Source organism: Eubacterium sp. AF16-48 (assembly GCF_003479405.1).
In the GTDB taxonomy this organism is placed as follows: domain Bacteria; phylum Bacillota; class Clostridia; order Lachnospirales; family Lachnospiraceae; genus Eubacterium_G; species Eubacterium_G segne.
Window position 1 is genome coordinate 134,038 of record NZ_QUHB01000007.1, and the last position, 13,434, is coordinate 147,471.

A 13,434-nucleotide genomic window follows, 5' to 3' on the forward strand; every position below is an offset into this window, starting at 1 on the left:
TTTTCCTTATGAAAAAGCAAGGATTATTAATATTTCACAAGTAGACATCATAACATAAAAAAGCCCTTATAGCAAGGGCTTTTTCCGGTTTATTTATTAAATTATTTATTAAATTTCCATTATTTACTGTAAATTTAACTTTCTTTTAAGCATAAAGTTTGTAATTGCAATATATACAGCAATCTGTATTATGGATAGCACTAAGGAAAATGTCATTAACGGTTGGAAAAACGCATCTCCCATATCGGCATTATTAAGTGCATCAAGATTGCTTCCAAAAATTGCCACCATGGCTACTGATGAAATTATCTGCATTATAAAGTAAATTATAAGGTAAGCCACAAAAGCTCCCAATACCTTATTTTTACCTAATGTCTGACCTATGCTAAAGCACGCATATCCCATAACAATAGCACTGTAACAGCCTAACAAAAGTACAAATATAAGCTCGACCACATATCCCGTATATCCAAATTCCTGCATTTCCTTAATACCAAGCTCAATGCCCTCTTTAACACTGTTTAAAATTTCATTGTGACCTAATCCTAAAATTGTAACCAGCAAAACAGCTACCACTGCACTAATAACCATCCATGCAAAACCTACTATGGATTTTCCGGCAATGTGCTCACCCATTCTTACCGGAAGAGTAAACGACAAATATCCTTCATCTTTAAGCATATTGTCATAAAATCTTTTTATTACCAGCACAAAGGAACCTAAGAATATAGCTATAATTCCCAACACAAAGGCGATAATAGTTACCATGGTAATCATATTTAAAACGGTATTATCCACTTTAAACACCGTCTGAACTTCTACTATACCTTTTAATATTAAAGTTATTACCAATACAACGCCATATAATGCAGCAAACATTCTGGCAGTTGACTTGAATTCATGTTTTATCAATTTTCCTAACATCTGAATACCTCCCTAAATACTTCATCCACTGATTTTCCGTATTCTTCTCTTATTTCATCTACTTTTTTGTGCATAACCAGTTCGCCGTTTTTTATCATTACCACATCATCTAAAACCTTTTCTATATCAGAAATTAAATGTGTTGAAATTATAACTGCCGCTTCCGGATTATAATTTGAAATAATAGTGTTTAATATGTAATCTCTGGCTGCCGGATCCACCCCACCAATTGGTTCATCTAAAAAGTATAATTTTGCCTGTCTGCTCATTACCAGAATAAGCTGTACCTTTTCCCTGGTTCCCTTAGACATGGTCTTTAATTTGTCATTAGGATTAATGTTAAGTTTTGAAAGCATATCATAGGCTCTGTTTTCCTCAAAGTCACTGTAGAAATCCTTGAAAAATTCAATAACATCTTTTACCTTGGAATGAACATCTAAGTAAGTTCTTTCCGGAAGGTAAGAAACTACCTTCTTTGTTTCAACTCCCACTTCCTTGCCATCAATATAAAGCTCACCGCCATTTTTAGTAAGTAGTCCGTTTGCCAGCTTTATAAGTGTAGTTTTCCCACTTCCGTTTGGTCCAAGAAGCCCTACAATCTGTCCACTCTCAATTTGTAAATTGAGTCCTTTTAATGCCTGATTTTTTCCATAATTTTTTCTCAAATCCTTACATTCAAATAAAATGCTCATTTGCTGTCTCCCTCCTTAATTATATCTATTATCTCCTCTTTTTTATATTTAAGTTCTGTCATTTTTTCCAGATATTCCGTGGTATATTCTTTTGCTCTGCTCTTTCTTATCTGGTTTAATATTTCCACATTATCTGTAACACATCTGCCTGATGTGCGATTGGTAATAATAAGACCTCTGCTTTCTAACTCAGTCATGGCTCTCTGCATGGTATTAGGATTCACCGATGCCTCTGCTGCCAGTTCCCTTACAGACGGTATCCTACTACCTGTTTCATATTCGCCTGTGACAATCTTCTGCTCAATCTGCTCTAAAATCTGTGCATATATGGGTCTGTCATTTCTAAATTCCCATGCCATTATTCTTCTCCTTTCTGTATTATTGTATTAAGTGCTTAATACAATAATACATCTTAATTAGAATTTGTCAATAGTTTTAGCAAAATTAACTTTTTAACACTCATATCATGTTATTGTTTCCCAAAAAAAACGTAGAAGAAATTTAGATTCATGTCCTAAATATTTCCTCTACGTTTTTAAGTGTTTTTAAGCAGTCTTCTAAGCCGGTTGTCTCTCGGCAAGCTGCTTCTTTAATTCCTCTATTTCTTTTTCATATTTGTCTAATCGGTTCTGCTTTTAATCCTCACATCACAGTATCTTTATTACATCTTATATTGATTATAATACATATGTTTTGTTATGTTGTCAACCTATTTTTATTTCATTTATATATTTTTTGTGTATTTGCATATTATAAAAAATAGGAACAGATTTGCAATTTTCAATATTCACGCAACTCTGTTCCTATTATCCTATCCTATTTATATTAACTTATAACTTTTTTCACGCTTTTCTCAAATGCTTTTCTGGGAATCATAACTATTCTGCCACATCCCCTGCATTTCAGTTTAAAATCCGCTCCTGTTCTTATAACCTCCCACTCATTTGTACCGCAGGGATGTCCTTTTTTTAAAGTGACTATATTTCCAATAACGTAATCCATTAATTTACCACTCTCCCAATTCCTACAATATATTTTGTATTGTTGCTGCTCATTGTCTGACCACCTTTTTCAACAACCTGTCCGTTTCCTGCGTACATTGCCACATGATATATATCAAGAGTACGTCCCGGGGTACTATATTTTACTGCATTATTGTAATCTCCATAAAAAATAAGGTCTCCCGGCTTCATATCATCAGTTCCTGTGTAACCAAAATAAATAATCTGATTTTTGCTGTACAGGTAATCAAACAACTCTCCTGCCGAATATGCCCATTTAGAACTGCCTAATTTTTTCTGGTAATTATTGTATGCCTTATATCCCTTCCAAACCAGCGCTGAACAGTCATAATATCCACTTTTCATTCTTTTTGCCTGACTGTACTTCCAATGATTTACTATATAATTAGCCCTGTCAATGATTGTCTGCATTCCTGTTGCAGAAACCTCTATTCGGAAGCTTTTTGTGTAATCTCCCAGCTTTACATCTATATATGTAACACCTGACCTTACACCTTTAACTGTTCCATCAGATTTAACCGTGGCAATCTTTCTGTTTCTTGATGTGTATTGCGGAGTGATACCCTCTGCTCCCGACACTGTTATTTTAGTTGTCTTTTTCTTTTGGATGCCTGCTGCACCACACGTTACTATTGCATTATATGTAACATATTTTATTTTTATGACTTTGCCATCTATTGTCACTTTAATGGTACCGCTTCCCTCGCTTAGACCTGTAACAGCCATTTTATCATGAAAAATCTGAACCGATGCCGCTTTTTCATTACTATTACTAACTGATATGGTGCTAAACTTGTTTAATCCTGTAAAAGTTACATATTGCTGTCTGTTATTTCCTACACCCTTTCCATAAAGTGTAAGTTTACTCTTGTCCGCGGCAGGAGTTGTTACAAAAACATAACTGGTATATTTACTTACTTTTCCCGACTTATTAGTAACCTTTGCCGTAACAATTGCGGTTCCTGCTTTTAATGTATTTGCATCTGTTGTTATCAGACTTCCATCTCTTTTTTGAGGCTTAGACAAAACCGTTTTGTCAGAAGAACTCCATACGCATTTTTTTATGTTATTCTCATTAATATTATCAATTTTAAAGGATATGGCTTTATTACTTACCCAACAGATATTATCATAAATAACCGTTCCTCTTTTAGTTATTCTTCTGATACCTGTTGCAGATTTATTATATATCCAGTCAGGGCTTGTAGCCTGCTCATCTGCTGATTGAACCTGTACAGTGCACTTTGAAAATGCTGTTGCGGTTTTTGCGGTAATAGTCACTGTTCCCGGATTAACTGCTGTTATAAGTCCATTATTGTCAACAGTTGCTATATTGTTGTTTTCTGATATATACGTTACCTTACTGTTTGTTTCTGCCACAAGATGAAAAGTATTATTTTCAACCAAAGTAACATTTTGTGAATTTAACTTAATTTGTCTGTCCGGATCCGGCACATTAATTTTGCAGGAATAGGTTTTATTTTTATATTTAACATATATAGTAGCATTACCTGCATTTACAGCCCTTACCGTACCTTTTTTAGAAACAACTACCGCATATTTATTAGTGGTCTTCCAGGTTATTTTTGCACCTTTCGGAGCATTTTTTAACCTTAACCTGGTTTTCTTTCCCTTAGTCAGCTCCATATTAGTGCTCGAAAGATGCACTGTGCTTTTTGCCTTTATATTTACTTTCGGCAAATATACGCTAAAGCTCATTACAATACACATTATTAGTGCTAAACTTTTTAAGAGTTTCTTATTCATTCTTAACATTATTAACCTTCTTCCATGATTGTATGTTTCTTATTGCTGTATCATCATTTGTGTCATAATATATTTCAATTTGCTGCCCCTGACTTATAAATACAAGAGTTTCATCATCAGCAAATTTTTCTTTATAAACATTGCCTTCCTTATCTGTAATGTACACATATGTTTCATCTGCCATATTTATATATTTTATTTCCTTAACCTCAATAAGGGCACTTTCATATATTTTTGACAAATCTTCCTGCTTATCAGATAAGTTTACACCATTTTCCCTAAGAAGTTTTCTATAGGTTGCAAGGGTATCCTTCTGCGTCAGCCCCGTTGCAACTATGCTATATTTTTTTACATCAACAAGGGCATACTGTTTTACCAGATTTCCCTTATCCTTTAATACCATAAAATAAGTTGGTCTTCCATCAATATTAATAAGGGACGGAAACGCCGCATCATATCCTAAATTCTGAACCTGTCCCTCTGCCGCTTCCATTGCAGAAAATTCTTCAGCACCTGCCACATTAAAGTAACTTGCCTTTCCGGTTCTGGCATTTACCATTACAAATCCTATGTTTGATGAGTCATCAATAACAGAGGTTACTCCTGTGTAAATCCACACATCATTGTCAATGACCTTGTATCCATAATCCGCCGTGGTTTTCTTACAATCCTTCTGTCCTATTATGCTGTTGATAAATCCATCTGCTAACATTCCATGCCAATTGTATTTAGTTTCAATTAAATCTCCATCATAAACTCTGTCAACCCACTGCGGAACTTCGTCTAATGAATACTTTTTGCATTCTCCTGTACACGGATTGCATATTACCACACCATTTACGTCATAACCTCCAAAAAGTCCTATTTTTGCAGTCATTGTAGGGCAGATATAATATGGATTTCCCTCTTCATCTACCTCAAAATAATATCCTTCAAATATTGCTGTTGGATATTTAAATCTTAAATGTCTTTGAAGATTATCATTAAACCATCCTGATGTTGTGTACTTAATAGCCTGTTTTAATTTAACATAATTAGCCTCAAATTTAACGGCGTCTACTAACACGTACCCCGGAATGCCGTTTTTTCTGTTATTAAACCACTTGAAAAATCCGGCATATTCTAAAGTTGCCACCTTCATCGGCTCGCCATTTAATGCAATCTGGCTGTAGTCTTCATTTATCTGATACTGGCTGACTACATCTGACAATGCACCTATTGCCCTTTGTCCCACTACTCTGGCACTTCCTGTATCCATAAGGGCAATGTCATTTATTGTTTCCGACGGTTTTATTATATTTTCAAATTTTGTATTTTCTATGTCCATTATGGAAGCATATCTTTTTGCGTTAAAAATTTTTGCCGATACAAGATTTCCTATTAGCACCGCCAACACACCTAACACTAAAATTATTCCTACAATTTTAGTGATTGCATTGTATTTTAATTTTATATTATTCTTTCCTTTGGTTTTAAATGTAAGAACAAAAAATACAAGGAGAAAGAATCCCTGAAACTCCCAAAATTCCATGGAATGGATATTAAACGCCGGAATCATTACATAAAATGCCACAAATTCTATTGCTATTGTTATTATTAGGCTTACAATTAATCTTTTTATATTGACTTTCCCCTTTACGGCAAAACTCTGGTTATACATAAAGTTGCTAAATATATTCATAAAAAACTCCTTATGATTTTCTTTCATTATGCAAAAGATTCCACATGAAAATTTATGTGAAATCTTTTGTGTCTGAAATGTCTTAAGTATTATAATACTCTCACATTCCTATTTTATAAATTTTACTTTCTTTTTCACAGTCCAGGTGCCATAATATTTCTTTTTACCCTTCACTATGTATGCCCTTGCTCTGACATAATATACTTTTTTTGCCTTTAAAGCTTTTATGGTACAGCTTGTCTTCTTAATATTTTTAGTAATTGTTAATTTCTTGACAAATTTAGCTGAGGTAGATATCTGCACCTGATATCCTGAAACTTTTTTAACCTTTTTCAGGGATATTTTTGCCTTTTTGGCTTTTTTCTGTTTAACAGCTTTTTTTATTGCAGTCTTTCCCACCTTAACCTTTTGAGCAGCTGTCGTTGTAACTGACTTAGTTGTAGAAACAACCGTAGTCGGTTTTATCGTAACCGGCTCTGTTATAATAGGCTTAGTTGTCGGTGCCTGTGTTGATGCTTCTGACTCTGTTTCATCCTTTGTAGTTGGTGCCACTGTAACAGGTTCTGTTGTAACCGGCTCAATATCCTTTGTGGTCGGAACTACTGTAGGTGTAGTCTCCACTTCCCTGTAAATAGTTATTGATTTTTTTGCAACATTAATAACTCTTTTCGCTACTACAGACTGATTTCCATCAGCTGTTGATACCCAAAACTTTATTGTATACTTTCCTTCTTTATTAAATGTGACATGCACTTTCTGTTTTGTTGTATCCTTAAATACTATTTTTGAAGTAAACTGTTCCACATCATTCCACTTGCCATTTTCATAGTATTCAAATCCTGATACCGGGTAATCACCTGTTATTTCTATATGTCTTATTGCCTTTAATCCTACACTGTCTGATGGGTAATATGCTATTTCAAATTCCTTTGATGTTCCCAATTCATAATTACCTAAAAGCTTGTCATTTGTTATTCCCACATTCCATGGAGCATTATCATCTCCCCAGTTGCCATCACCTGCTGCCACAACAGGAATAGCCAGTGTAACCAATAAAGTAATTGTTAAAATAATTGCAATTATTCTATTCTTCATATACTTTCCTTTCATGATTGTTATTTGCCACAACTTCCTAATTTTATTTTATCTATGTTCACAATAGTAGTCAAGAAAAAAAGCACCCAGAAACTCTGAGTGCTTTCTCTAGAGGCGCAAACCAGATTTGAACTGGTGATCAGGGTGTTGCAGACCCGTGCCTTACCACTTGGCTATTGCGCCATATTTTTAGAACCACTTTATTATAACAAGGGTTCTTAATATCGTCAAGGCAATTTTGCAAATACAATTACATTTCGCCATAACGTCAATGACTCCAAGGGGATTTGAACCCCTGTTACCGCCGTGAAAGGGCGGTGTCTTAACCGCTTGACCATGGAGCCATAGTGGATTAACCACTTTAACAGCCTTTATAATGTATCAGATAGAATATATTTTGTCAATAAAATTTATATATTTTACTTAAGAAATTTCATTTATGGATTTTCCTTATAAAATCCTCTCTATAATTTATATTGAAAAAATCCCTGTAATAAACTTCTGTATAATATTATTGTCATAAATAAAACTTAATATACCATTATCTGAAATTGCCTTACAAACCGTCTGTCCCCACTGTGTTGAACTAAAAGCAGTTACAACAATGCAGGCTATCCATATGATGATTACGGACTCTGCCAATCCAACTAATGCTCCGCCTGCTGCATTAAATGTGCTAATCACCGGAAGCCTTGCAACAATATCCAGAACATTTATTAATATCTTAAGTAAAGCTGATAATCCAATATATAGTATTATAAATGCTACAGCACCTACTATCATATCTGCCAGCGATGCCGATATGTATGCAGAAAATGAATCTACTTTAAAAGAATTGTAGCTTTCTTCAGTATTATTTTGTTTTAAACTCTTTCTAATTTCTTTAGGAAGAGGTAAACCATCAATTATTTTCTGTTGTGCACTTACACCTGTCTGAGTCATATTTTTAGTTGCCAAATTAACATTATCATCAACATATTTTCCAATACTGGACGTAATCTCAGTATATACCGGTGTTGCCTTAAGTAATTGCTTAACTGACGGTGTTAAAATATTTATCAAAAATAAAATAACTATCATTGATAACAGTGAAAAAGCCATTCGTATAAGACCTTTTTTCAATCCTGTTAATATCATAATAATAGAAAAAACTCCAACTGCTACTAACAATATATTTCCCATATCTGCCTCCTTACTGGTATACAGACACATTCTCTCATTCTGTACCTAATTCTACTTTAATTTCACTTTTTGTACTTTTGAATTGCCCATTATTAAGAATGTTTTTTTACCATCCACCGGGATTATATCATTAATCTGTCCCTTAAAGGTATAGGTAAATTTTTCCACTCCTCCAAAAGATACTATTTTACAATTCATGTCATCATACATTAATACATTTTCTCCGGAAAATGTTACGTTATTATATAACACAGAGGTTTCCGCCCCCATAACTCTTTTGCCTCTTAAATTATAAACTTCTATTCTATATGGCTTTTTACTATTGGCATTTTTTAAAACAAAACCTACATAATTGTCACTATAAAAAACCTTCTGAATCTCATCCTTAAACTTCTTTTCGCACTTAACAGACGGCTTATCTCTCATACTATAAACTGTGAGAACATTTTCTCCCACGGCTATTGCCACATTGTCAGAAATAAACTTAACCATCGGCACCAGAGTTTCTCCATATTGGTCAAATTCTCCCACCATCATATCTGAAGCATTCTGTCCGGCACTTGAAAAGTTGTAGAATAAAACTTTATTCTTCATAACTCCGCCGTTTACTGTAACATACGACACCACCATCTTACTTCCCTTTTCAGATATGGAAAAATTAAGGGGATATCCATTTTCCCGTAACAATGTCTTGTGGGAAATAAGTTTCTCTCCATCCTTATCATATACTTCTATATAATTTGCATTTTTATCTTCCAGTAATGCGGCAACAACTCCCTGGGATGCCACCTCTAACTTCACAATAGGATAGCTTGTTGACGCGTGCCCTACCTTACCATCTTTATTATAAATAAAAATGTCATTTGTATTTTTATCTGCAACGGCAATGTAATCGTCACAAATATCCACAATAGGAGATTTCATCTCAAAGGATTCATCCCATACAGTCTCCGTCCCATCAATATAGGATATTCCATCACTACTATACTTTATGACAAAATCTCCATATGCCTCATATCTGCTATCTTTTCCGCTGTCTACTTTAAGTGAATCTATCACCTTATAATTATCAAATGTCTGATACTTTTTATAAAAGAAAATACCGATAATAACTGCCAACACTGCTACAACTGCAAGTACAACACCTATTCTGATTTTCCTGAAAAAAGATTTAATCTTTACTAATATATCTGCTATTTTATTATTTTTCTTAAACTTTCTTACTTTTTCGGAATATTCCTGTGCCACATTTTCACTTCCCATTGTATAATCTTCAATAATTTTTTTGAAACTATCTACGATTATACAATATCTCATAAAATATCGCACTACCTTTTTAACATTTATGGTAATAATATTTTCTGACCTTCCACGATAGTGTAATCATCATCTATATCATTATATTCTTTTATCTCATCTACCATTTTACTTGTTCCATAATACTTCATGCTTATGTCATAAAGGGTCTGACCTGCCTTAACTACATGACTTTTTCCTGAATATGAACTGTTTACGACTGTTTCTGTAGTATCTGTTTTTTCATCATTCTTTGTTTCTGAAATGACAGTTTCTTTGTTTTCACTAACCTGACTTTCTCCGTTATCATTTTTTTCTTTCCGGGTCGTCTCCGGGGTTGTTTCACTATTTAATATTTGATTAACTGCCTGAGCTTCCTGTTTCATATTAAAGTTTGACAATGTCTGCTTTATATTTTTTAATTCACCATAATTGTTTAGCATGACAACTGTAGATAACAACAATGCTATTATAAGAATACCGCTGACACCATATGCCATTTTCCCCTGTCGTATAACTGTATCCTGTCTTTCTTCCTTAGCTATGTCTCTGAAACTTTTTGCGCTATCAATTGCGGGTACCGGCGCTTTATTTCTTTTTTGATTTGACTGTCTTTTATTTTCAGGTTCATTTAACTTTATGTTATTAATTTGTCTGTCCTCTTTTTTGGCTTCACTTTTTGTCTGCTGAGCACTATCTATTGAAGATTTTCCATTATTAATACTTTTTACATACTTCTTCATTTTTTCATTTTTTTCATAATAGATATAGTATCCCGGCTGTTTTTCCAGACTTCCCTGCTCATAAATAAAGAAATTATCTTCTTTCTCGGTTCTGTCGCTTAAAAAACAAACCTTGTCATTTCCGGCAAAATTATCAAGATGCACCTTTTTTATTCCGTTCATATCGTCTGTAACTCTATAAGGAACCGAAACAAACCATCCTACAATGTTCATCTTGTCAAAGTACTTTTTTATGTTTGAATATACTCCTGACCAGATATCATCGTTAAATATAAGACTGTTTTCAATTATGTCCAAAACCTCTACCATGGCTTTAACAAATATGTATGTGTTTCCTCTTCCTTTTTTCACTTCACCAAGTAAAACACCATACCTTATGTCCTCTTCATTTTGAGTTTTTTTCTTTAATTGTGTTAAAACATAATCTTCTACATATATTTTTTTATTAGAATCGTTGTTTCCTATCTGGCGTATATTTTTAGGTAATTTTACCTCTCCCTGCTCTACCGGTTCTTTGCCATTATATACCATTTCTATCATGAGACCTCCTCCTTCTTCATATTACCTGTAAATATTAGCACAGAAGGGGTGTATTAATTTGTCAAATCAATGCCTTAATGTCACTAAACTTTACGACAAATACCTCAATATAAAAACAGCGTTTTCTCTCTTTTTACAAAAATCAAATTATAAGTCCACAACCTGACCTAAAACTTCTCCTATTGGCTGGTTTATAACAATATCTGCATAGCAGTCTCTAGCAGTGGTACTTTTATTTATTAAAACAAGCTTGTTTCCTTTATAGTAATCAATCAGACCTGCTGCCGGATATACTGCAAGGGAAGTTCCCCCTATTATCAATACATCTGCATTGGCAATGGCTCTTACGGAATTATTTAATATTTCCTGGTTAAGCCCTTCTTCATACAATACAACATCAGGTTTAATAATTCCGCCACACTCACATTCAGGTATTCCTGTTGAATTATACACATAATCAAAATCATAGAATTTTCCACATTTTTCACAGTAATTTCTATGAACTGAGCCATGCAATTCGTAAACTACTTTGCTTCCTGCCGCCTGATGCAATCCATCAATATTCTGAGTTACAACAGCCTTTAATTTTCCTTCCTTTTCTAGTTTTGCCAGTGCATAATGTGCCTTGTTAGGCTTTACGTCAGGAAACAACATCTTATCTCTGTAAAATTCAAAAAATTCCCTTGTTTTTGTTCTAAAAAAGGTATGACTTAATATAGTTTCCGGAGGATATTTGTACTTCTGATTATAAAGTCCATCTACACTTCTAAAATCAGGTACTCCACTTTCCGTAGAAACTCCCGCTCCACCAAAAAATACAATATTATTGCTATTTTCAATTGTCTCTTTTAATCTTTTTATATTTTCTTCCATTGGAAAACCTCCTTTATCACACTAGTTTATGTCAATTACCATCATTATATCATTTTAGTTTCTGCTACTCCACTATAAAGTCCACATCTGCTAATGTAATTTTATCACCTTTTGATATTCTTTCTTTCCTTCCCGGCTCTAGTTTTTTCCCATTTATAAAGGTTTTGTTTGTAGAATCCATATCTTCAATAAAAAAAGTATTATTCTTCTTTATTATTTTAGCATGCACCCTGCTTATTACATTTTCGTCTATTACATAATCGCATTTTAATCTGCTTTTACCTATTAGAAAAGGGAATTTATCAGGGTGTATTAACATATCTTTCTGCTCTAAGCTTCTAAGAATAATCGTCTCCTCATAAAGCACTGTAGTTTCATAATAATTATCCTCTTCCTCCGCAACTTCATCACCATTAAAATTATATATGTTTTCTTCCTCACTTACAGCGATTTGTTCTAACTGCTCACTACTTAAATAATTGCTTTTTCGCCTGAAAGATGAAAATATTCCTTCAAACCATCTCTTTTTTTCAGGTGTTTTATCCTGATATTTATCTATGTTTTGATTAACTCTAGTCTCCTGTATTTCATTATCTTTCCTGTGAACTTCTGACTGTGCCTCCACTTTTGTACAGTTTAATATGTCTGCCATAGTGAAATCTTTGTTATTTGTAACCTGTTGTATTTCATATGCCATTACTACTGCATCTTTATCATCATAATCAATTAATTCCAGAATTTTCTCGTAAATATTTCTTATTCCGCCATACATATCAGTTTCAAAAAAGGGGAGTAAACAGAATTCGTACCTTTTAGTGTTCCTATTAAAGAAAATAAATTCTGCATCTAAAATTACACACTCCATTCCAATAAGATATTTGCCAAGTTCATCAGAAAGAGACTTCATATCCTCTACAAACTGTCTTAAATTTTTAGCTGATGCCAAATGAACAGCAAACATATCCTTTATTGCAGTCTTTGAGGTTATATCATAATGAATTTCTTTTTCGTTATTTACATATTCTAAAGTCATAGGAACAATACCCTCTATTTTATTATTAAGAATCATTTTTGACTTATAATCATTTTCACTGTCACCTATATTCCTGATTATCATTACATTTCTGTCTGCATGCTTTTCATAGGATACATCCATTACTTTTTTCCTCTTTTCGACTCCAATTCTTCTAATAAAACCCTGCTTCCATACATAACCTCTTTGGATATTCTTTGGGGAATATGTATTATTTGCCTGTCACCTGAATTAACTATGATATTAATCATGTTCACATTACCCTTACCCTGTAAATCAATAGCTATTTCATAACTATCTAATCCTTTTGAAATCTTGATTTTTGGTGTTGCCACAAAAAGCGGCAAACCTTTAATACTGTTTTCTACGTCCTTTTCATCTATATTACCAAAACTGTACTCCATTCCAATCCTGTATGCTCCGCTTCTTACTTCCACAATATCATGTACATACATAATCATATAAAATAACCCACTTAATATAAGTAACACTATAGGAAAAACCAAGGCTGTCTCTATTGTAAGCTGCGCTTCTTCCTGCCTCCTTAAGTGCCTATTCAAGTTCCTGTTTAAGTTTCTTTTCATAT

At 33.5% G+C, this 13,434-nt stretch carries 13 protein-coding genes and 2 tRNA genes; all 15 read right to left on the reverse strand.

Annotated features, from left to right (window positions below; translation table 11 throughout):
• Positions 1 to 123 precede the first annotated feature (123 nt).
• Positions 124 to 924 (reverse strand): hypothetical protein, encoded by an 801-nt coding sequence (locus tag DWW68_RS09350; RefSeq protein ID WP_021953482.1) that lies wholly within the window; start codon positions 922 to 924, stop codon positions 124 to 126.
• Positions 918 to 1,616: an ABC transporter ATP-binding protein gene (locus DWW68_RS09355; protein ID WP_118589497.1), complete on the reverse strand. Its 699-nt coding sequence runs from the start codon at positions 1,614 to 1,616 to the stop codon at positions 918 to 920. The genes DWW68_RS09350 and DWW68_RS09355 overlap by 7 nt, the downstream gene beginning before the upstream one ends.
• Positions 1,613 to 1,975: a GntR family transcriptional regulator gene (locus DWW68_RS09360; protein ID WP_021953484.1), complete on the reverse strand. Its 363-nt coding sequence runs from the start codon at positions 1,973 to 1,975 to the stop codon at positions 1,613 to 1,615. Before DWW68_RS09360 ends, DWW68_RS09355 begins: the two co-directional genes overlap by 4 nt.
• Positions 1,976 to 2,441: 466 nt before the next feature.
• On the reverse strand, positions 2,442 to 2,618 hold the full coding sequence (locus DWW68_RS09365) for a DUF951 domain-containing protein (protein ID WP_021953485.1): 177 nt from the start codon (positions 2,616 to 2,618) through the stop codon (positions 2,442 to 2,444).
• Positions 2,618 to 4,414 (reverse strand): Ig-like domain-containing protein, encoded by a 1,797-nt coding sequence (locus tag DWW68_RS09370; RefSeq protein ID WP_118589498.1) that lies wholly within the window; start codon positions 4,412 to 4,414, stop codon positions 2,618 to 2,620. Before DWW68_RS09370 ends, DWW68_RS09365 begins: the two co-directional genes overlap by 1 nt.
• Entirely contained in the window at positions 4,398 to 6,086 is a 1,689-nt protein-coding gene (locus DWW68_RS09375; RefSeq protein WP_118589499.1) for a hypothetical protein, read from the reverse strand. Before DWW68_RS09375 ends, DWW68_RS09370 begins: the two co-directional genes overlap by 17 nt.
• Positions 6,087 to 6,194: 108 nt before the next feature.
• Complete coding sequence (locus tag DWW68_RS09380; protein WP_147365664.1) at positions 6,195 to 7,181, reverse strand: hypothetical protein; 987 nt, start codon at positions 7,179 to 7,181, stop codon at positions 6,195 to 6,197.
• Between the two features lie 112 nt (positions 7,182 to 7,293).
• Positions 7,294 to 7,364 (reverse strand) — tRNA-Cys (locus tag DWW68_RS09385).
• Positions 7,365 to 7,453: 89 nt separating this feature from the next.
• Positions 7,454 to 7,525 (reverse strand) — tRNA-Glu (locus DWW68_RS09390).
• A gap of 127 nt (positions 7,526 to 7,652) precedes the next feature.
• Positions 7,653 to 8,363, reverse strand: coding sequence for a CvpA family protein (locus DWW68_RS09395; protein WP_158576865.1), 711 nt, complete (start codon positions 8,361 to 8,363; stop codon positions 7,653 to 7,655).
• A gap of 51 nt (positions 8,364 to 8,414) precedes the next feature.
• On the reverse strand, positions 8,415 to 9,680 hold the full coding sequence (locus tag DWW68_RS09400; protein ID WP_021953490.1) for a DUF5711 family protein: 1,266 nt from the start codon (positions 9,678 to 9,680) through the stop codon (positions 8,415 to 8,417).
• Positions 9,681 to 9,706: 26 nt separating this feature from the next.
• Positions 9,707 to 10,942, reverse strand: a complete 1,236-nt coding sequence (locus DWW68_RS09405; protein ID WP_118589502.1) for a LysM domain-containing protein — start codon at positions 10,940 to 10,942, stop codon at positions 9,707 to 9,709.
• 147 nt (positions 10,943 to 11,089) lie between these two features.
• Entirely contained in the window at positions 11,090 to 11,815 is a 726-nt protein-coding gene (locus DWW68_RS09410) for an NAD-dependent protein deacylase (RefSeq protein WP_021953492.1), read from the reverse strand.
• 64 nt (positions 11,816 to 11,879) lie between these two features.
• Positions 11,880 to 12,971, reverse strand: coding sequence for a DUF6382 domain-containing protein (locus DWW68_RS09415; protein ID WP_118589503.1), 1,092 nt, complete (start codon positions 12,969 to 12,971; stop codon positions 11,880 to 11,882).
• Positions 12,971 to 13,432: a TadE family protein gene (locus DWW68_RS09420; protein WP_021953494.1), complete on the reverse strand. Its 462-nt coding sequence runs from the start codon at positions 13,430 to 13,432 to the stop codon at positions 12,971 to 12,973. The genes DWW68_RS09415 and DWW68_RS09420 overlap by 1 nt, the downstream gene beginning before the upstream one ends.
• Between the last annotated feature and the right edge of the window lie 2 nt (positions 13,433 to 13,434).